The organism is Sporosarcina sp. FSL K6-3457, from assembly GCF_038007285.1.
Classification (GTDB): domain Bacteria; phylum Bacillota; class Bacilli; order Bacillales_A; family Planococcaceae; genus Sporosarcina.
Window position 1 is genome coordinate 2,030,472 of record NZ_JBBOWX010000001.1, and the last position, 22,338, is coordinate 2,052,809.

At 38.5% G+C, this 22,338-nt stretch carries 16 protein-coding genes; 15 read left to right on the top strand and 1 reads right to left on the bottom strand.

The window, feature by feature from the left end; translation table 11 throughout:
* The first annotated feature begins 29 nt into the window (after positions 1–29).
* The 11 genes from N1I80_RS09625 to N1I80_RS09680 all read left to right on the top strand — a co-directional run bounded on the left by N1I80_RS09625 (position 30) and on the right by N1I80_RS09680 (position 15,778).
* On the top strand, positions 30–1,478 hold the full coding sequence (locus tag N1I80_RS09625; protein ID WP_340737663.1) for an ABC transporter substrate-binding protein: 1,449 nt from the start codon (positions 30–32) through the stop codon (positions 1,476–1,478).
* A 117-nt stretch (positions 1,479–1,595) separates the two neighbouring features.
* Complete coding sequence (locus N1I80_RS09630; protein WP_340737664.1) at positions 1,596–2,897, top strand: arabinan endo-1,5-alpha-L-arabinosidase; 1,302 nt, start codon at positions 1,596–1,598, stop codon at positions 2,895–2,897.
* 171 nt (positions 2,898–3,068) lie between these two features.
* Positions 3,069–4,187: a GntR family transcriptional regulator gene (locus tag N1I80_RS09635; RefSeq protein WP_340737665.1), complete on the top strand. Its 1,119-nt coding sequence runs from the start codon at positions 3,069–3,071 to the stop codon at positions 4,185–4,187.
* A 333-nt stretch (positions 4,188–4,520) separates the two neighbouring features.
* Complete coding sequence (gene arfA / locus N1I80_RS09640) at positions 4,521–6,038, top strand: arabinosylfuranosidase ArfA (protein ID WP_340737666.1); 1,518 nt, start codon at positions 4,521–4,523, stop codon at positions 6,036–6,038.
* 16 nt (positions 6,039–6,054) lie between these two features.
* Positions 6,055–7,545 carry an alpha-N-arabinofuranosidase gene (locus tag N1I80_RS09645; RefSeq protein WP_340737667.1) on the top strand — a complete coding sequence of 497 codons (1,491 nt, stop codon included), beginning with the start codon at positions 6,055–6,057 and terminating at the stop codon, positions 7,543–7,545.
* Between the two features lie 61 nt (positions 7,546–7,606).
* Positions 7,607–9,889 carry a beta-L-arabinofuranosidase domain-containing protein gene (locus tag N1I80_RS09650; RefSeq protein ID WP_340737668.1) on the top strand — a complete coding sequence of 761 codons (2,283 nt, stop codon included), beginning with the start codon at positions 7,607–7,609 and terminating at the stop codon, positions 9,887–9,889.
* A 31-nt stretch (positions 9,890–9,920) separates the two neighbouring features.
* Entirely contained in the window at positions 9,921–11,084 is a 1,164-nt protein-coding gene (locus tag N1I80_RS09655; protein ID WP_340737669.1) for a family 43 glycosylhydrolase, read from the top strand.
* A gap of 18 nt (positions 11,085–11,102) precedes the next feature.
* Positions 11,103–12,965, top strand: coding sequence for a family 43 glycosylhydrolase (locus N1I80_RS09660; protein WP_445683644.1), 1,863 nt, complete (start codon positions 11,103–11,105; stop codon positions 12,963–12,965).
* Between the two features lie 9 nt (positions 12,966–12,974).
* Entirely contained in the window at positions 12,975–13,232 is a 258-nt protein-coding gene (locus N1I80_RS09670) for a DUF6171 family protein (protein WP_340737670.1), read from the top strand.
* A gap of 68 nt (positions 13,233–13,300) precedes the next feature.
* Positions 13,301–14,803 carry an alpha-glucosidase/alpha-galactosidase gene (locus tag N1I80_RS09675; RefSeq protein WP_340737671.1) on the top strand — a complete coding sequence of 501 codons (1,503 nt, stop codon included), beginning with the start codon at positions 13,301–13,303 and terminating at the stop codon, positions 14,801–14,803.
* An 84-nt stretch (positions 14,804–14,887) separates the two neighbouring features.
* Positions 14,888–15,778, top strand: coding sequence for a PucR family transcriptional regulator (locus tag N1I80_RS09680; protein WP_340737672.1), 891 nt, complete (start codon positions 14,888–14,890; stop codon positions 15,776–15,778).
* Between the two features lie 72 nt (positions 15,779–15,850).
* On the opposite strand, the gene N1I80_RS09685 is transcribed toward N1I80_RS09680, so the two are convergent.
* Entirely contained in the window at positions 15,851–17,098 is a 1,248-nt protein-coding gene (locus tag N1I80_RS09685) for a helix-turn-helix domain-containing protein (protein ID WP_340737673.1), read from the bottom strand.
* 230 nt (positions 17,099–17,328) lie between these two features.
* On the opposite strand from N1I80_RS09685, the gene N1I80_RS09690 reads away from it, so the two are divergent.
* The 4 genes from N1I80_RS09690 (at position 17,329) to N1I80_RS09705 (ending at position 22,321) form a co-directional block, all read left to right on the top strand.
* Positions 17,329–19,623 carry a glycoside hydrolase family 3 C-terminal domain-containing protein gene (locus tag N1I80_RS09690; RefSeq protein WP_340737674.1) on the top strand — a complete coding sequence of 765 codons (2,295 nt, stop codon included), beginning with the start codon at positions 17,329–17,331 and terminating at the stop codon, positions 19,621–19,623.
* Between the two features lie 213 nt (positions 19,624–19,836).
* Complete coding sequence (locus N1I80_RS09695) at positions 19,837–21,231, top strand: MFS transporter (RefSeq protein WP_340737675.1); 1,395 nt, start codon at positions 19,837–19,839, stop codon at positions 21,229–21,231.
* A gap of 533 nt (positions 21,232–21,764) precedes the next feature.
* Entirely contained in the window at positions 21,765–22,004 is a 240-nt protein-coding gene (locus N1I80_RS09700) for a glycoside hydrolase family 3 N-terminal domain-containing protein (protein ID WP_340737676.1), read from the top strand.
* Positions 22,001–22,321, top strand: a complete 321-nt coding sequence (locus N1I80_RS09705; protein ID WP_340737677.1) for a hypothetical protein — start codon at positions 22,001–22,003, stop codon at positions 22,319–22,321. Before N1I80_RS09700 ends, N1I80_RS09705 begins: the two co-directional genes overlap by 4 nt.
* Positions 22,322–22,338 lie beyond the last annotated feature (17 nt).

Here is a 22,338-nt window from a genome sequence, read left to right on the forward strand (position 1 = left end):
AAATTTTTCATTATAAAGGGGGAAATAAGATGAATCGGAAATCACTTGCAGGTCTTGCTTTTGCATTATTGTTAATGTTATTGATGGTCGTTGGTTGCTCGAATGATGAAACGCCTCCAGCAGCAGGAGAAATAGAAGGTGACAAAGGTACTGAAGAAGCTGAGAAAGAACTATCACTAGAACCGATGACAACGGAAGATATTACATTGACGTATGCATCTTGGGCTAATGGTAACCTTAATCAGGAGTTAGCCAATAAATTTATGGAGAAGTATCCCAATATTACAGTTGAGCTTGTACAGTTAGAACAAGAAGGCTGGAACGACCACTTAACAAACCTAGCGAGTACAGGTGAATTACCTGATGTATTTTGGTATATGGGGAATGTAGACATTGCCATTCGAAATAGCTGGTTAGGTGATATGACGGAGTACTTTGAAAATGATCCTGAGTCTGAAAATGTTTTATCGACAATCAAAGGTACTGGTTATTTTGATGGTGAAAGAAAAATGGCAGCACCAGTAGCTTATCTACCCTATACAATCTTTTTAGATGAAAATCTATTTAATAAGATGAACGTAGATATGCCTTCAGCTGATTGGACATACAGCGAAATGATTGATTTAATGAAAGAAATGACTGTTCCAGAGCAAGGAATTTATGGCTACAATGCATTTACAAAATTAGTCACGATGGCACCAATCGTTAACACGGATGGTAATGGAGAATTCGGTTGGGACGGGGAGAAGTATGATCTAACAAAGGATTGGGCAGAGGCAACAACTCTTCATGGTGAATTAGTGAGAAGTGGTGTACATGCCCCTCTATTCGATACGGATGAGGCTGAAGCAGCTTTTGGCGACCGCTTACTATGGGCAGCAAATTCAGGCCGTTTAGCAATGCAATTAGATGCATGGTGGACAGTTGGGCTATTTTCACAGCCTGAGTTCGTAGAAAAAGGGATGAAATGGGTTCCATATGTTGTGCCAAAAGGAGATAATGCAAAAACATTGCATAAACCAGCGTTTATTGACTTTGGGTCATTCTCATCTGCTACAGAGCATCCACGTGAAGCCTATGAATTATTGAAATTCTTTGGTTGGGGTCAAGAAGGTTGGGAAACAAAAATTGAGGCATTTAAAACATTGGAAAATGAAGATGGCTCATTACTATTCGCACATCCAGACGGCTTACCATTAATCAACAATGAAGAAATTTGGAGTGAACTGAGAGCATTACTTCCAGAATCTCAGTACTACACTGATTTCCTAGAGCGTGCAAAAGAACCAATTCCGTTAGGAGGAGCTTCAGAAGCTGGATTCCAAACATTCTTGGATGAAGTGTACTTTGGTGGAGAATACGGTGATGTTGAGGCTGCAATTATGAATGGTGATGTAAACGCTCATGATATTGCTGACGACTTAACAGAAAAAATTAATCAGTATAGAGAAGATGCATTAGCTGAATTATTCTTTTGATAATAAGTGATAGATAATTTGTTCGGTTATTGGCAGGTTAAATTCTTGTATATCAAGAATTTACCTGCCTCTCTTTAACTTGAATTCGTTACAAACTCAAAAGGAAGGTGTGAAAAGATGATACAACTACATAATATTCCAAAAGATCGAGAGCATGATGAAAGAATACAGCAAGACGAGTCGCTTTGGGGGACACATAATGTCCATGATCCGGCAATTTATAAGGACGGGGATTGGTACTATGTATTCTCGACGGATGCCCAAGAGGGTGGGACATTCAAAGCGGGTATTCAGATGAGAAAATCTAAGGACTTAGTGAATTGGCAATGGGTAGGTCGAGCATTTTCCGAACTACCCGTTGCAGCAAAACATTGGACGGGAGCAACAGGACTTTGGGCACCAGAAATCACGAAATTTGGGGATACCTATTATCTATACTATGCTGCCTCTCAGTTTGGTAGGAACCAATCTTTTATCGGGGTAGCAACGAGCAGACATATCGAGGGGCCATGGATCGATCAAGGAGAGGTCGTCAAGACGGAACAAGGAGAAGGTCCAAATGCGATTGATCCTAATATAACCTTTGATGCACAAGGAGATCCATGGATGGTCTACGGGTCATTTTTCGATGGAATCTTCCTGGCAAAAATTGATTGCGCGACAGGCAAATTTGTAGAAGAGGGCAAGGGCAAACAGATAGCTAGCCGACATATTAGTGTTGAAGGGGCTATTGAAGGTCCTTATATCGTTTATAACCCCCAGCATGATTATTATTATTTATTTGTCTCTTATGATTCTCTATTTTCTTCGTATCACATAAGAGTGGCGCGTTCTAAACAGATTGAAGGTCCTTATGTCGATAGTAATGGATATGAAATGACAAATACTGAACTCCCGCCAAATGATGTTGGGATGAAGGTACTTGGAAGCTATCAATTTGATGGTGGGCCCGGCTGGATAGCGCCTGGACATAACTCTATTTTAAAGGATCAAGAGAATTATTATGTTGTCCATCATATTCGCGTAGAAGACAAGAAGGGGCATTATTTACATATCCGAAAAATCGGCTGGACAGAGGATGGGTGGCCACTTGTTTCACCGCAAAGATTTGCGGGAGAAAAGGATAAGGTGTTTAAGATGGAAGATGTGCTTGGAAATTGGGAATGTATTTATTTTGATAAAGATAACACTAGTAAGATAAATGCCTTGAATAGACGTTTTTCTACCGATTCTGATGATACGAAGGCCTATAAAATAGAACTGCATACTAACAACCATCTTACATTAACTTCAGCTCATCATCCATCAATAGACGGAGTCGTAATGTTAGGATGGGATTGGGAGAAATCAGTTGAAACGATTGTATTTATGGGGAAGGATAAGGAAGGTAATGTTGTAACAGGCAAGCGAAGTGTCTAAGCTGTTATAGCTTACGACAGACATATCAAAAATTATCACTCGTACGGTATAATAAGCCTCCTTTTAGGAATTTATTATTCGCACAGTGAGACACTGCATGTTATTATAGTAATAATGAAAGATACTTGTACGTTCAATTTGTTGAAAATAGACAGCTGCCGGGGTGTGCAAATGAAAACAAAATATAGTATTGTAAGGGACTCTATTAAGTCCAAAGTATTAGACGGAACCTATCAGCCAAATCAAAAAATTAGTTCCGAAAGTGAGTTAATGGAAGAATTTGGCGTTAGCCGACATACTGTTAGGCTTGCGATCGGTGATTTGGTCATTGAGGGATGGTTGTATAGAGAGCAGGGTTCTGGAACGTTTTGTGCAGATAGAACTGAAAGCGCTTTACAATTAGCAGGAGAGAAGTCGAAGAATATTGCAATCATTACAACCTATATTTCAGATTATATTTTTCCTTCTATTATAAGAGGGGCAGAAAAGTATCTAAGTGAAAATGGGTATAATGTTAGTTTATTTAGCACGAACAATAATCATGAGACTGAGAAAAATGTATTGGAAACAATACTCTCGCAAAAATTTGACGGAGTTATTGTTGAACCGACAAAAAGTTCGATTGCCAACCCTAATATTAATTATTATTTGAATTTAGAAAACCAAAATATACCTTATCTCATGATTAACTCTTTTTATGATGAGTTAGACCCTATTAGTATTACGTTAGATGATGAAAAGGGTGGGTTTCTTCAAACTGCCCATCTGATGGAATTAGGGCATAAGAATATTGTTGGTTTTTTTAAAACAGATGATAAGCAAGGGGCAAAGCGAATGAAGGGCTATTTAAAAGCTCATCGTGACAATCAAATAACGATAATCCCTAAAAATATCATTGGTTACAAAACAGATGAAATGTCTACAAAGCCGTTAGGAGAACTGGAAAGGATTTTATCGATGAATAATATCGAATGGCCAACTGCAATTATTTGCTATAATGATCAACTTGCTATGAAGTTATTGGACATTATTCGAGAGCGTAAGCTAAAAGTGCCGGACGACATTTCAATCGTTGGCTTTGACAACTCTTTTTTAGCCAACATATCCGAAGTGAAATTGACGACCGTTCAACACCCACAAAGTGAATTAGGGGCGGCGGCAGCAAAACTCATTGTAGAGTTGATAAATGATAAAAAAGGTGAACATAAAAAGGACGATTACAAAGTAGAATCGGTTGTTTTTGAGCCGGAGTTAATTGTGCGGAATTCAACTAAGAAGATTAATGCTTAGGAATATGTACATAAGCGTAAGTAAATAGTCTTATTATCAGAAGATACCCTTTAAAAGGTATCTTTTTTTATGTAATATTATCAAATTAGTCTTGACAATTCTCGAATAATTCCATAACATTGATATACGTACAACTTAATAAATTATAATCGTTAATTCGAAACTTGTACGTCCAACTAGTGGCGGTACAGAGAATCTGTATGGTCTATTGTAGTCGTCATGAAAGCGGTTAATTTTATTCTGAAATGCAAAATGACTATATATGTTGAACGATTGATTCGAAGGGATTCTTTCATTCAATTCATATAGTTAAGGGTAGGGGGAAAGGATATTATGTCAAAAGAAATGACAAAAGCAAGAATGATCATCGATAAGGATTTCATCATATCTGAGATCGATCCAAGGATTTATGGATCCTTTATCGAGCATCTTGGAAGAGCGGTTTATGGTGGGATTTATGAACCGGGTCATTCATCTGCGGATGAGCATGGATTTAGGCAAGATGTTATTAATCTTGTAAAAGAATTACAAGTACCCATTGTACGATATCCGGGGGGCAACATGGTTTCAGCTTATAACTGGGAAGATGGTGTTGGACCAGTAGCAGATCGCCCTCATCGTTTGGAGCTAGCTTGGCGTGTCACTGAAACGAATGAAATGGGCACTAATGAATTTGTCACATGGGCCGAGAAAATAAATGCTGAAGTAATGATGGCTGTCAATCTTGGCACAAGAGGTGTAGATGCAGCAAGGAATCTATTAGAATACTGTAATCATTCCGGTGGTACTTATTGGAGTGATTTACGAAGAAAGCATGGCTATGAAAATCCGCATGCGATTAAAACATGGTGCTTAGGGAATGAAATGGATGGACCTTGGCAACTGGGACAAAAAACAGCTTATGAATATGGACGTCTAGCTGCTGAAACAGCAAAAGCGATGCGGTTGGTGGATCCGACTATTGAGCTGGTAAGCTGTGGAAGTTCGAGTTCTGCAATGCCTACTTTCCCTGAATGGGAAGCAACAACATTAGAGCATACGTATGAATACGCTGATTATATTTCACTCCATCAATATTATGGAAACCGTGATGATGATACAGCTAACTATTTAGCGAATTCATTGGACATGGATAATTTCATTAAAACAGTTATTGCTACTTGTGACTATATGAAAGCGAAGAAGCGTAGTAAAAAAACAATGATGTTAAGCTTTGACGAGTGGAATGTTTGGTTCCATTCCAATACGCAGGACGCGAAAATTGAACCATGGTCTGTTGCACCGCCTCAGCTAGAGGATGTCTATACGTTTGAAGATGCACTGCTTGTTGGCAGTATGTTGAATACGATGCTGAGACACGCTAACCGGGTGAAAATTGCTTGTATGGCGCAGCTTGTGAACGTGATTGCACCAATTATGACGGAGACAGGCGGCGGAGCATGGAAGCAGACCATTTTCTATCCTTACTACTATACATCTGTTTACGGTAGAGGTGTGGCGCTAAATCCTATTGTTCATTCACCTAAATATGATAGTAAAGACTTTACGGATGTTCCTTACTTAGATTCATCTATTGTTTACAATGAAGAAGATGAAGAGTTGGTGATTTTCGCAACGAATCGCCATTTGGCCAATACATTACGCACAGATATTGATATCCGTTCTTTTGAAGGACTTGAAATTATTGAACATGTTGTACTTGAAAATGAGGATGCGAAAGCATTCAATACGTTAACGAATGAACAAGTCAAGCCACATAAACAAGGTCAATCATTTATAGAAGATGGCCTTTTGGTTGGAGTTTTACCAAAAATGTCATGGAATATGATTCGTTTACGAAAAACAAAATAATGAATGAGGTGTCATGATGGAAAACAATCAAGTGATTATTAATACAGATATCGAACAAGGCACGATTAATAAAAATATTTACGGACATTTTGCTGAGCATTTGGGGCGAGGAATTTATGAAGGAATTTGGGTTGGTGAAGAGTCCGCTATTCCTAATACAAATGGAATTCGAAATGACGTTGTTGCAGCATTGAAAAACATTAATATTCCAGTTATTAGATGGCCAGGTGGCTGCTTTGCTGATGAGTACCATTGGAAAGATGGTATTGGGCCACGCGAAGGACGTAAACGGATGGTCAATACGCATTGGGGTGGCCTTGTAGAAAATAATCATTTTGGAACACATGAATTTATGATGTTATGCGATATGTTAGGCACGGAACCTTATATTTGTGGCAATGTAGGAAGTGGAACGGTTCAAGAAATGTCAGAGTGGGTTGAATACATGACATTTGATGGCGAATCTCCAATGGCCAATTGGAGACAGGAAAATGGCCGCCAAGAGCCTTGGAAAGTGAAGTATTTTGGCGTTGGTAATGAAAACTGGGGCTGTGGTGGGAATATGCGCCCTGAATATTATGCAGACCTTTATCGTCGCTATCAGACATATGTACGAAACTATGGTGATAACAAGCTGTACAAAATTGCTGGCGGTGCCAATGTCGATGATTATAATTGGACAGAAGTGTTGATGCGCGAAGCAGGCCATATGATGGATGGTTTGAGTATTCACTATTACACAATTCCAGGTGATTTTTGGACAGGTAAGGGTTCGGCAACGGATTTCACTGAAGATGAATGGGCAATCACGATGCAAAGAGTACTTCATACGGATGAGTTAATTAGAAAACATAGCAACATTATGGATAAATATGATCCTGATAAGCGAGTGGGTATGATTATTGATGAGTGGGGTACATGGTTTGATGCAGAGCCAGGCACGAATCCAGGTTTTCTTTATCAGCAAAATACTATTCGTGATGCGCTCGTTGCAGGTGTATCATTGAACATCTTTAATAATCATTGTGATCGCGTACAAATGGCAAATATTGCTCAGACGATTAACGTTTTACAAGCGATGATCTTAACAGATGGAGCTAAAATGATCCTAACACCTACGTATCATGTATTTGAAATGTATAAGGTCCATCAGGATGCTAAAAAATTAGCAGTTGATATCAATGTAGATTCCATTACAAGTGGAGGGGCTACTATTCCTCAAGTAAGTGTGTCTGCATCCAAAGATAAAGATGGCAAGGTTCATATTAGCTTGTGTAATTTAGACAATCAGGCTGATGCAACGTTTACGCTAAACTTACGTGGTATTGTAGATCCAATTCATGTGGGGGGACGGATTTTAACAGCAGAGCAGATGAACGCACGTAATACGTTTGAAGAACCAACTGCTGTTGAACCAACTGCGTTCACAGGCTTTACAGTGGATGGACATAATCTACGTATTACATTACCTTCTAAATCGGTTACATTGCTAGCAATTGAATCATAAGTCATAAATAACTAAATGGTGGCAGTATCTGCCACCATTTTTTATAAAGGAGAACTAGTATATGACTGCTACAACAAAGTTACGTAATGGACTATTTAAGCAATCAGAAAAGACGGGTAAAGAATATTTACTCTTTTTGGATATCGATAGGCTTTTAGCGCCGTGTTATGAAGCTGTTGGCCAAATAGCTAAAAAACCTCGATATGGCGGATGGGAATCAACAGAAATCGCTGGTCATTCCGTTGGGCATTGGCTTTCTGCAGCAGCCGCTATGTATACGGTTACGCAAGATGAAGACCTCAAGCAAAAGATTGATTATGCCATTGATGAACTGGAACAGATTCAAAAATATGATGAAGATGGCTACGTTAGCGGTTTTTCACGCAGCTGCTTTGATAACGTTTTTAGTGGAGATTTTCTAGTAGATAATTTTAGCTTGGGTGGTTCATGGGTTCCTTGGTACAGTATCCATAAGATTTTTGCGGGTTTAATAGATGTTCATACCCTTCTAGGGGACGTTAAAGTACTTGAAATTGTCGTTAAACTTGCCGACTGGGCACAGGCAGGCTTAGACAAACTTTCAGCTGAACAGTTTGAACGAATGCTTATTTGTGAACATGGCGGTATGAATGAAGTAATGGCAGACCTTTATATCATGACGGGTAATCAAGGCTATCTCGACCTAGCTAAACGTTTTTGCCATCAGGCGATTCTTCAGCCACTTTCTCAATCCATTGATGATCTCGAAGGTAAGCATGCGAATACACAAATACCTAAAGTGCTTGGCGCAGCAAAATTATATGATATTACTGGTGATGAGCAATACAAAGAGATGGCTGTTTTCTTTTGGCAGCAAGTGACGAATTATCGCTCCTATGTTATTGGTGGGAATAGTATTGGTGAGCATTTTGGGCCAAGTGGTCAGGAACAGCTCGGGATTACATCTGCCGAAACTTGTAATACACATAATATGTTGAAGCTGACGGAGTATTTATATCGCTGGTCCCATGATTCTGAGTATATGGATTACTACGAAAGAGCGCTTTACAATCATATTTTAGCATCACAAGATCCAGATACAGGTATGACAACCTACTTTGTATCTACCCAACCAGGACATTTTAAAGTGTATTGTTCGCCAGAAGATTCGTTCTGGTGCTGTACAGGCACTGGTATGGAAAATCCGGCACTTTATACAAGAAATATCTATTATCAAAAGCAAGATCAATTGTATGTCAATCTATTTATTGCTTCAGAAGTAACGCTGTCGGAAAAACAACTAACGATTAGCCAGGAAACTTCATTTCCAGAGTCTAGTCGTTCTACACTTGTATTTAAAGAAGCCGATAATGAGAAACTAGCTATCCATATTCGTGTCCCTTATTGGATTGCAGGAACAATAACTGCGACTGTCAATGGAATGGAAGTATTTACACATGCGAAAAATGGCTATGTAACCATCGATCGCGAATGGCAAACTGGGGATTGTGTTGAAATAGAACTACCGATGGATTTGCATACATATATTTCGAGCGATAATCCTCAAAAACAAGCGATTATGTATGGACCTATTGTATTGGCAGGAGCATTAGGACAGGAGCATTTCCCAGAAACAGATATCTTGGATGATCATATGAAGCTGGATAATCATCCGTTAATCGAAGTTCCTGTTTTAGTGACGGACGCGAAAAATCTTCATGAGTGGATAAAACCGATTGACAACGCACCATTGCAATTCGAAACTTCTGCAGTAGGTCAGCCGGGAAATCAGAAAGTTACACTCATTCCTTTTTATCGATTACACCACCAACGTTATACCGTGTATTGGAACATTATGAACGTAGCGGCTTATTCCAATTTCCATGATAGTGAGCAAGCTGAGCTTCAGAGAAAAAGAGAAATCACTGTTGATTATATCAATCCAAATGAACAGCAACCTGAAGTTGAACATCAACTTTCATCACATAATTCAAATTCTGGTTATTTAAATATTGTTCATAAAGGCTGGAGAGATTGTCGCGATGAAGGATTTTTCAGTTATGACATGGCCGTCCAGTCGGTAGAACAAATGTATTTAGTCATCACATACTTTGGTAGTGATTCAACTTTATTTGTCGACGGACAAGCCTACACTCGTGAATTTGATATTGTAGTGGACGGAACGATTATCGCGAGCCAGAAACTAGATGCTAATCAACCAGGTAGTCTTTTTGACGTTTGCTATGACTTGCCGCTTACACTAACGGGTGGCAAGAAAAAAGTTGAAGTTAAATTCACGGCTGCAGCCGGTAAAGTTGCTGGTGGCGTGTATGGTATTCAAATGTTGAACGAAAAGCCAGTCTAAAAAAACATTTTAATAATGGGGGATAAACCGAATGAATATTACTACTATTAAACAAGTAGAAGTGTCAACGACTATAGGAAGTGCACCACAATTACCACAAACGGTAGCTGTTGAATTTGACAATGGCATTCAGACTGACTTGGCTGTGCGCTGGAACCCACTTAGTTCTGAACAATATCAACAAGCAGGAACCTATCAGATCGAAGGTGAAATACAGCTACAAGAATATCCAAATCCATTAGTGGAGCAAAGAGCAGATCCGTTTATTTATAAACATACAGATGGTTACTACTATTTTACAGGGTCTTATCCTGAATATGATCGCATTGTATTGAGAAGAGCGAAGTCCATAAAGAATCTTTCTACAGCTGAAGAAACAGTCATCTGGCGCAAACCAGATACAGGAATTATGTCCAAGCATATTTGGGCACCTGAACTCCATTTCATTGATGGGAAATGGTATGTTCATTATGCTGCTGGGGATACGGATGATGTCTGGGCAATTCGTCCATATGTATTGGAATGTAGTGCCGAAAATCCTTTGCAAGGTGAGTGGATAGAAAAAGGACAAGTTAACACAGATTTCCAAAGTTTTTCTTTGGATGCGACGACGTTTGATAATAAAGGAAAGAGATACTTAGTGTGGGCACAAAAAGTAGATGATGATACAGTATCCAACTTATATATCGCAGAGATGACTAATCCATGGACAATTAAAGGGGGACAAACCGTATTATCGACACCTGATTTGGAGTGGGAACAGCAAGGATTTTATGTTAATGAAGGTGCAGCTGTCATCAAGCGAAATGGCAAAGTGTTTATCACTTATTCCGCTAGTGCGACAGATGATCGTTATGTAATGGGCTTATTAACGGCTTCTGAAGACAGTGATTTAGTCGATCCTGCCTCATGGACAAAATCATTAGAGCCTATTTTTGCGACGAATGAGGAAACTAAGGAATATGGGCCGGGTCATAATAGTTTCACGGTCGCCGAGGATGGCGTAACAGATCTTCTTGTCTATCATGCTCGTCCGTACAAGGAGATAGAAGGTAACTCGTTATACGATCATAATCGTCATGCACGCGTGCAACAACTATTTTGGGATCAACATGGAAACCCTTATCTCGGTTCCCCGGGACAAATTATTGATACATCTAAACAAAAAGCAATTGCTGCAATTACTGTTCAATAATTCAGAGGGGGAAATAATATGAAACGAAATCTCTTTCTTAAGTACGTCATGTTATTGTTACTAACCACTCTAGTCATACCTTCCGCTGTATTTGCAGACGACACTGAAGTTGAAATTCCGACATTTACTGAAGGATCTGTCCATGATCCTTCAGTCATTAAAGTAGATGATACGTATTATGTATTCGGTTCTCATTTAGGAGTAGCTAAAACAAAGGATTTTATGAATTGGACGACTGTTGCGGCAGGTGTAAATCCGAATAATCCGATGTTTGATAATGTTGTAGAAGAACTAAAGGAAGCGCTGGAATGGGTGGAATCCGATACATTATGGGCACCGGATGTCATTGAATTGAATGGTAAGTTTTATATGTATTACAACGCCTGTGAAGGCAGTTCGCCGCGCTCGGCAATGGGAGTCGCTGTAGCAGACGATATCGAAGGTCCTTATAAAGACCAAGGGATTTTCCTGAAATCAGGCATGTGGAATCAGGCTAGTGAAGATGGAAAAACATATAATGCGAACATTCATCCAAATGCTGTTGACCCACATGCATTCCTAGATAAGGATGGTAAGCTTTGGTTAGTTTATGGGTCATATTCGGGTGGTATTTTCATTTTACAAATGGATGCTGCAACAGGACTCCCACTTGAAGGGCAAGGCTATGGGAAAAAGTTAATGGGCGGTAATCATAGTCGGATGGAAGGTCCTTATATTCAATATGTTCCAGAAACAGGATACTACTATCTCTATGTAACATTTGGTGGTCTTGGAGCTGATGGTGGCTATAATATGCGCGTCGTTCGCTCAGAAAATCCTGATGGACCGTATGTGGATGCAGAAGGTAATGACATGACGACAGTCCGTGGTGCCAATGGAACTTTTTTTGATGACAAATCGATTGAACCATACGGCGTGAAATTGATAGGCAATTACCTATTTGAAAATATGACGAGTAATTCGGCAGGAATAGGTTATGTATCCCCAGGACATAACTCCGTGTTTTATGATGAAGAAACAGGTAAGCAATTATTATTATTTCATAGTCGATTTCCACAAAGAGGAGAGCAACATGAAATTCGAGTCCATCAACTGTTCATGAATGATGAGGGATGGCCGGTTGTAGCTCCTTATCGATATGCCGGGGAAAAACTAGAGAAAGTTTCTTCGGCGGAAGTGAGTGGAGACTATAAATTCATCAATCATGGTAAAGAAATTACTGAGAAAATCAAGAAGTCCGTTATGATCAGCTTACTCGCAGATGGTGCGATTGCTGGAGAAGTTAATGGGACATGGACAATTGAGGGAGACAACAAAGCGAATCTGATCATTGATGATCATGCTTATCATGGTGTTTTTCTGAAGCAATGGGATCCGATTTCCAAAAGTGACGTCATGACATTTACAGCTGTATCGGAACAAGGAATGACGATTTGGGGAAGTCAGCAAGAAGAGATGTCTGATGAAGATACGGTTGGGTATGTAAAAAAGGTATTGAAACTTGGGGATACGAGAGCCATTATTGCCGACATATCGCTTCCTACAACGAGTAGCTTTAATACGGAAATTTCTTGGAAGTCTTCCGATTCTTCGATTATTTCTGAGCAAGGAGCTGTCACAAGACCTTACGCTAAGGAAACTGCCACGGTTACATTAACAGCTACAATTAGTAAAAACGCAATAATAGCAACAAAAAGCTTTAAAGTCGTCGTATTGCCAACGGATGGGGCGGAATCTGTCAGCGAAGAAAAAACAGATGTAGCGGCTGCCGCTGTTACAAAGACAACCAATCAAGGGGTATGGATTGGTCTGATGTTACTAGCAATAGGAATAGTTATTTTTGTTGTTATCAGGAAAAAACGGCTGAATGGCGATAAATAAGTGGAAAGGGTGAGGGAATTGACATGTAAAGGTTGCTCACAATCAGTCATCGTTTCGGATGTTGAAATCCAACAGCTCATTAAGGAGCAACTTCAATATGAAATCGATATTGTGGAGGATAATCTCTATAACAAAAGGCTTGCAGTGTGCAAAAGCTGTCCCTCACTTGTTTATGATACAACGTGTGGCTATTGTGGGTGTTTTGTCCAATTCAGAGCAAAGTTAATAAATAAGCAGTGCCCAAATCCAAGTGGTCCAAAGTGGTAACATCTGGTGCTTGATATTGGTTACATTGAGGTCGGATTTTATTAGTTGTAATAGAAGGGAGTTATTGTATGTCATTTAAAATTGCGTTTATTGGTGCTGGTAGTATTGGGTTTACGAGATCGTTGCTACGAGATTTATTAGCCGTGTCTGAATTTCAACAAATTGAGGTTGCTTTTACGGATATCAACGCAAGTAACTTAGATATGGTGACGCAACTTTGTCAACGCGATATCAATGACAATGGGTTATCGATTAAGATTCAAGCGACTACTGATCGAAAAGCTGCATTAGAAGGGGCTAAATACATTTTTAATGTTGTGCGCATCGGTGGATTAGAAGCGTTTAAAACCGATATTGAAATTCCGCTAAAATACGGAGTCGATCAATGCGTAGGGGATACATTAAGCGCTGGTGGTATTATGTATGGGCAACGTGGCATCGCGGAAATGTTGGCGATTTGTAAGGACATTCGGGAAGTTGCTGCTGAGGATTGCCTGCTGCTGAACTATGCAAACCCAATGGCGATGCTTACATGGGCTTGCAATCAATATGGCGGAGTCAAAACAATTGGATTATGTCATGGTGTTCAACATGGCCATCAACAACTTGCTGATGTATTTAATCTGAAAAAAGAGGAAGTCGATATTGTTTGTGCAGGCATTAATCATCAGACATGGTATATCCAAGTGAAACATGACGGCATCGATCTAACGGATAAGGTACTTGAGGCATTTGAAAAACATCCAGAGTTTCCAATCACGGAAAAAGTGCGTATCGATATGTTAAAGCGATTTGGCTACTATAGTACAGAATCCAATGGACACCTGAGTGAATATGTGCCATGGTATAGAAAAAATCGAGAGGACATACTCAATTGGATTGACCTAGGTGTATGGATTAATGGTGAAACAGGCGGTTATTTACGGGTTTGTACGGAAGGACGAAATTGGTTTGAAATTGATTTTCCAAACTGGATGAAAGATCCTGCGTTGGAATATAAACAAGAAAATCGAAGTGAAGAACACGGGTCCTATATTATAGAAGGATTAGAAACTGGTCGTGTCTATAGAGGTCATTTTAATGTCATTAATAACGGTGTTATCGCTAATTTACCAAATGATGCGATTATCGAGGCACCTGGCTATGTGGATCGCAATGGTATTAACATGCCATTTGTCGGGGATTTACCTCTTGGTTGTGCGGCAGTGTGTAATGTCAGTATTTCTGTGCAGAGACTAGCAGTTGAAGCGGCTGTCCATGGTGACGATAAACTACTACGACAGGCGATGATGATGGATCCGCTTGTAGGTGCTGTTTGTAACCCAAATGAAATTTGGCAAATGGTTGACGAAATGCTAGTGGCTCAGAGCCAGTGGTTGCCACAATATGAACAAGCAGTCAAAGAAGCGGCTTATAGACTAGATAATCATACATTACTTCCAACGCAAGACTATAAAGGTGCGGCACGTCTCCAGGTGAAAACTGTGGAAGAAATGTCCCTTGATCGAGATGAAGCGAATAAAAATGCCGGAGAAGCTGACAAGGCTAAAGTGCGACCCGCAAGTAATTGAATGATCACTTTTCCAAACTCGCTCTCTTCTTTTGTATATAATGATGAAGAGGGCGAATTTCGAAAAAAAGAAAGAGGTATTTCAATGATCAATCAACTGCGTAAAATCTATCCATCACTGATTATTTATGCCGAAGGTGAAGACAATTTAGATCCTACATATAAGTGGTTTGTGATGAATGACGATAACATTATTGGCATTCATGAAGAGGAGTTAACTCAAAAGGATACATCCGTATTGGCCACTTTTCTAGTGCCTTATAACGTGAACTTTCCGATACCTACGGATGAAGAACAAAAGTGGAGTAAAGTAATTCATGGGGCTGAATCAAGTACAAGTTCTGCATTAAAATGGACAAGTCCTTATCGCTTTGTCTACTTTTCAATTAAAAAAAATGAAGTGGATCCTATTGTCTTTAAAAGTGCAATACAGGAACTATTTACTAAACCAGTTCCTATTTTATGGGCCAATAGCTCTGAAGGAATCATTATTGAGGAACAAACAACAGCTGAAGACAGTACATCTTATGAACAAATTATTGATTTATTAATGAGTGATTTATATGTCAAAATCAACTTCTTTGTGGGCCCTTATCGACAAGGACAGGAAGGGATTGCACAACATTATCATTCTTTACTTAATGCGGCTAAAAACGTATTTATTTATTCAAATAAGGCAGTTGTCACGTACATTGACGCTATCCCTTATTTATTGATTCATCAAACGGATGAAGACTTCCGTTCTGATATGAGCCAAACTGTTTTGCAAGAATATCGAGACGATGAGGAAACATTAAAAATGATTGAAACGTTTGTACAGTGTAATCTGAATTTATCGGAAACATCAAAAGCCTTACATATGCACCGCAATAGTTTACAATATCGGCTGGACCGTTTTTTGGAGAAAACGGGCATAGATATACGGCAATTTCACCAAGCAATGACCGTGTATTTGGCATTGTTGGCGAGAAAATAACTTGATTTAGAGCGTACGTAATGAGCACATTACCCAGAAAAACTTCTGGAGTAATGTGCTCATATTTTTTCATCATTCCTCTAAAAGATAACTTCTTTCTTTATATTGTTTTGGGGTAATACCGACATGTTTTTTGAAGACTTTTGTAAAATAACTTTGGTCAGAAAAGTTGAGTAATGCAGAGACTTCGGAAAAAGGTGTATTACTATATAAAATCAACTTTTTTGCTTCATTAACTTGCTCTTGTTGTCTAAATTCGCTCAAAGAAATACCGACTTCTTTTTTAAATAAGGAGGACAGATGTTGGGGGCTTAGTCCAATCATTTCTGCTATATCATTATGATTAATATTTTCATAAATATTAGTAAAGATGTAATTTTGACAGAGGGTAATCGTCTTAGAATAACGATTTTTCTTAATTTGTGAAACTTTATACGTAAATGTATATCGAACTTCTTGGGCTAATTCTTTAATTTCATTGAAGTTATTCAATTCCTCAAGCTGTTGTATAAAAGTATCACTTAAGGCAAAGGCAAATTCAGGATGTAGCCCTCCTTCAATTGAAGACCGGGTTACTAATGTGATGAGGACGATGATATTATTTTTTAATGAACGAATATAGCTAGATTTTGATAAAATACCAACACTTTCTTCATCTCTTAAAATAGAAAAATCCTTTAAATCTTCTACCCTTCCTTCTTTAATTATATTAAAAATTTCTTTTTCAAGTAAAGGATCATGATGTAATACTCCTGACTGCAAATTTTTGGAAGCAATTGAAATTACCTTCTTATTTATTTCCACGGTTTGAATAAGTTCGTTGTTCTTGCTCAACACTTTTCCAATAGGAAGTAAAATTCCATTGAATAATTTAAACGCCATTATGCCGATGTCTATTAGTTTCTCATATGTAAAAGTTGGGATAACTTTATAATAATTAAAGACTTGTTCGCGGGAAAAAAATCCTTGAACATCATTTATCAGTCCGTTTAACTCTATTTTAGAAAATTCGTGTGGTTTTGAAGGTCCAATTAAAACTGTTCCATTAAAATCATCATTAAGAAAAATACTTATTAATATGTAATTTTCTGAAAGGAGGGTTTTCCTTATGACTGGAAAGCTGGATTGTTCATTAGGATTGAACTGCATCGTATTAAATAAATTTTGTTTTTCATTTTTATATAAAGGATTTAGGACTTGATTATTTATACATTCGAAAGCGACATTCCCATTAGGTTCGATGAATAAAGTTGCTAAGTCAAAAGTATTGGAAACGAGTTTACATAAACTCTTAATTACATCGATGTTGGAGCTCATCATTTATTATCCACTCCTAAATTTTTTTGAAAACTAAAGAATCTAAAGGTTTAGGTTATATTACCAAAGATATTATAAAAATACCATAAGTGTTTTTTGTAGAATGTTAATCTACATTTAGAAAGCAGATTAACAGAAGAGGAAATTGAATGATAGGGGGTCATAAATAGCTGAATTCTGAAATGTTAAGGCATTTATTATTACGGATAAAATAGTAAGTTGGAGGAATTTATATGAGCCGAAATATCGGGAAGTTAATCAAAGAAATGACATTGGAAGAAAAAGTTGGTTTATGTTCAGGGTTGGATTTTTGGAGGATGAAGGGAATAGAAAGACTAGGAATTCCATCAATTATGGTAACTGATGGGCCACATGGGGTTCGGAAACAAAAGGGTGGAGCAGATAACTTAGGAATTTTTGATAGTGTTCCGGCGACCTGTTTTCCATCAGCTGTTGGAATGGCGAGTTCTTGGAATCGAAAATTGATCAAAAGAGTAGGGGAAGCCTTGGGAGAGGAATGTCAAGCTGAAGATGTGGCCATTTTACTTGGACCAGCTGCAAATATTAAGCGTTCTCCTCTTTGTGGTAGAAACTTTGAATATTTTTCAGAAGACCCGTATCTTTCGTCTGAAATGGCAGCTAATCACATTGAAGGGGTCCAAAGCCAAGGTGTAGGTACTTCTTTAAAACATTTTGCAGTCAATAACCAAGAATATCGTAGAATGTCAATCAATGCAATTGTTGACGAAAGAACAATTCGTGAAATTTATCTAGCTAGTTTTGAAGGCGCTATCAAGCAGTCGCAACCGTGGACAGTCATGGCGGCTTATAACAAAGTGAACGGAGAATTCGCTTCAGAGAATAGCTATTTATTAAACGATATTTTAAAAGAAGAATGGGGCTTTGAGGGGTTTGTAGTTTCCGATTGGGGTGGAGTAAATGAACGTGTGGAAGGCTTGGCAAATGGTCTGGAACTTGAGATGCCCCCAACTGGCGGACTTGGAGATCAAAAAATTATAAATGCAGTAAAAAGTGGGGAACTGTCGGAGATAAAGTTGGACAAGGCGGTAGAGAGATTGCTGACGATTATTTTTAAAGCTGCTGATAACAAGAAAGATAACGCAATTTTCGACATGAAAGCGCATCATCAACTGGCAAGAGAGGTAGCTAGAGAAAGTATGGTACTTCTAAAAAATGAGGACCAGATTCTTCCGCTGAAGAAAGAAGAGGCAGTTGCAGTAATTGGGGCATTTGCCAAGACACCAAGATATCAAGGGGGAGGAAGTTCCCGTATCAACCCTACAAAACTAGAAAATATTGTAGCTGAAATTGAGAGTGTAGCTGATAATGGGAATGTTTTGTTTGCAGAAGGTTATAGCCTTGATAGTGATGAGGTAGATGAAAAGTTAATCAATGAAGCAAAAGAAGTGGCAATAAATGCAGAGACAGTAGTCCTCTTTGTTGGTCTTCCTGATCGCTATGAATCAGAAGGTTACGATCGTGAGCATTTACGTATACCAGAAAATCATGTGTCGCTAATAGAAGCAATTGCAGAAGTTAACCAAAATATTGTTGTTGTATTAAGTAATGGAGCCCCAATCGAAATGCCATGGATTAATAAAGTGAAAGGGTTGCTTGAAGGCTATTTAGGTGGTCAGGCACTTGGTGGTGCAATCGCTGACTTGCTATTTGGGGAAGCGAATCCAAGTGGGAAACTAGCTGAAAGCTTTCCAAAACGATTAAGTGATAATCCTTCATTCCTAAACTTCCCAGGTGAAGGAGATAAAGTGGAATATAAAGAAGGTATTTTTGTAGGTTATCGATACTATGATAAGAAAGAAATTGAGCCTTTATTCTCATTTGGCTTCGGGTTAAGTTATACAAGTTTTGAATATAGCAATCTTAAGAGTAACAGAAAGGAAATGAAGGATAGCGAAACCGTAACGATAACAGTAAATGTGAAAAACACAGGAGATGTTGCAGGAAAAGAAGTAGTCCAGCTCTATATAAAAGATGTGGTGAGTACGGTGATTAGACCAGAAAAAGAGCTTAAGGGCTTTGAAAAAGTTGAATTGCAGCCAAGTGAGGAGCAAACCGTAACATTCCAACTTAGTAGACGAGCGTTTGCTTACTACAATACTGAATTGGAAGATTGGCATGTGGAAACAGGGGATTTTGAAATTCTCATCGGAAAGTCTTCTAAAGAAATTATACTGCAAGACACCATTTTTATTGAATCTACTGTTGATGTTAAAAAGTCTGTTCATAGAAATACAACGGTGGGTGATTTGATGGCTGATCCAATTCTTGCGCCACTTGCCCGGAAACTGACAGCAAAAATGAATGCAGGAAGCTCAACGAATAATGTGTCTGACAATGATAAAGCAAGCGAAATGGTCACTGCCGTAATGAAAGATTTACCATTGCGGGCTATTGTGAATTATAGCAACGGAGCATTTACAGAAGAGATGCTGACAGATATGATTCAGCTTTTAAATGAAGAGCAGTATAAGGGAAATTCAGTATAAGTAAGTAGGGAAACACTAGGGCAGTATGTTAGTAACTTCTGAAATAGAAAATAATCTCTTCTAGTTATCATTCTAGAAGAGAATATCTTCTTTAAATTTCATAAAAAGAACAGAATTTTTACTGCAAAGTCGATGAAACTATTTTCGTTGATTTTGAAAGCGTTGCCATTATTTGAGTGGATAAAGGTTGGGAAAGAAAAGGAGGAGAAGAATATGGTAAGTAACATCGAAGAACCCAATATTGAAGGGGTTAAATCTGATTCATCTGCTAAAAGAGAAATGTCTAGAAAGAGACTCATTGGTGATGGCGCTGGACAGATGGGAATGAATTTATTTGCAGGGTTTAGTAGTGTCTTATTGTATTACTATACTGATGTTGCTGGAATAGCGGCTGGATTAGTAGGTACTTTAATTTTGATATCCCGCGTGTTTGATGGCTTTACAGATTTAATTATGGGTAGTTTGTTAGACCGTACAAAATCAAAATATGGAAAAGCGAGACCTTGGTTGCTATGGATGACTTTGCCTACAGTGTTAGCTGCAATAGCTCTATTCTATATGCCGAATATGGGCAATACTGGACAGGTCATCTATATTCTTGTGACCAATGCACTGTTTTTCTCTGTTGGTTTAACAGGACTTTCAATTGCTTATTATAGTTTAATGGCGCTAACAACGAGGAATCCGTATGACAGATCTTTAATGGGGATAGTTCGGTCTATCTTTGGAATGGCGGCAGGAATGGCGATGTCAATTGTGTTTATCCCGCTAGTGACATCAATGGGAGGCGACCAAAAGTCATGGTCTACTTTAATAATAATAATTTCAATATTGGCAGGAATTTCGATACTAGTTTCATTTAAGTCTACCAAAGAAATCGCTTCTTCTCCTGAAAAAGTAGAAAAAGAAATGAAAATCCCGTTGAAAAATAAACTTAAGGTAATATTTACAAATAAATATTTGGTTGTGTTACTTGGAGTACAGATTTCCGTATCTATCTTGGGTGTACTGAATGCATCCGCAGGTATATATTATGCGCAATATATTTGGCATAATATTAATTTGATCGCTGTAATAGGTGCAGCAGGATTTTTACCAATGATTGTTGGTTTCGTTTTTATAGCACCACTTGTAAAAAGGCTTGGAAAGAAAAATGTTGTTGTTTTGGGTACAATTCTCATAATTATAGGGAATCTGATTAGATTAATTGATCCATATAGTGTAGCTATTGGTGTCACTGGAATTATCATCGCTGGGCTAGGTGTAATTCCCACAATGGCTTTGTTGGTCGCCATGATAAGTGACACCATTGAGTATGGCGAATGGAAGGCGGGTCTAAGAATGGAGGGAATGGTTAATAGCGGGACGAGTTTTGCTGGGAAAGTAGGTTCTGGCTTAGGTATAGCAGGGGTTGGCTGGTTACTTGCATTAGGAGGATATGCTGCAGGTCAGGAAATCCAATCAGCTTTTGCAAACCAAATGATTATGGCAATAAATATTTACATTCCAATTTTACTATCGATGCTAATTATTATTCTCCTATCATTTTATAAACTCGACAAAGAGTACTCTGGAATTATTGCCGATTTAGAATCAAGGGAGAAATAAAATATGAAAGATGAATCAACATTAATAAAATACACAGATGAGTCGATTTCATAATTACCTAGTTCGGTCGAAAAGGCGAATAATTGTATGATTATTCTATTGAATATTCGTAAATATGACGTTCTACTCTCGTTGATTGGAGCGCAAGTCGGCGACTCCAGCGAAAGCCGTCGCGAAGAACGGCTTTTGCGAACAAAAGTGAAGCGTTGAGAAGAGCAGGATGCCTTAATTTCCGCAAAGAACGTAGAAATACGGCAAATCGAACCCTTCGCTGTTCGATTGGCTGAAGCCGTGCCCGCGTCCGCCTGGAGCGCAAATCAACCTTGTTCGGATCTTAGGGCTAAGTGTTCTGTTATGAAATTGACTCAGATGTATTAGCAAACCCTGAATTATTGAGTAGTTTTATATAACAATTCTCCGATAAAGAATTGGTGCATCTTTTTATTGGATCAATATGACATAAAGGAATTTGTCGTTGCAGATGGAAACCACAGGGTGAATGTTAAATCTCCAAATATCGGAATGCCTCAAGTGTGAACCTTGGTTCTACATTTAATTCCGAATTGGCTTTCGGAGTAGGAAGAGTTATTGTGGAAGAAGCAAAAGAACATGGGATTCATATGATCCTGGCTCCTGGGAAGAATCTCCACAGGAGTCCACTGAATGGCAGACATCCGGAGTATTTTTCGGAAGATCCCCATCCGACGGGAGTCATGGCTGACTTACGAGAACTATATTTAAAGGCTTTCGAAGTGACGATTGAAGTGAATTGAATAAACCAGATCCTATTATGACTGGCTATAATGCTACAAACGTTGTATTTACGGCTGAAGATGAAGAAATGATTCAAGGTATTTTCAGGCAAGAATTCGGGTTTGATGGTTTTGTGATGACCTATTGGAATTCGTATGATACGACAGATGTTGTAGCAACTGTACAAGCGGGTAATTGCTGGATAACGCCGGGATCTCAAGACGATACGTATGTTACACCAATTCTTGAAGGACAAGCAGATGGTCGAATGAATCGTGAAAGTTTAGAAAAGAATATTATGTATTTGGTTAAAGTGATATTAAAGCGTGTGAAATAAATAGTCAGGAAGGGGAT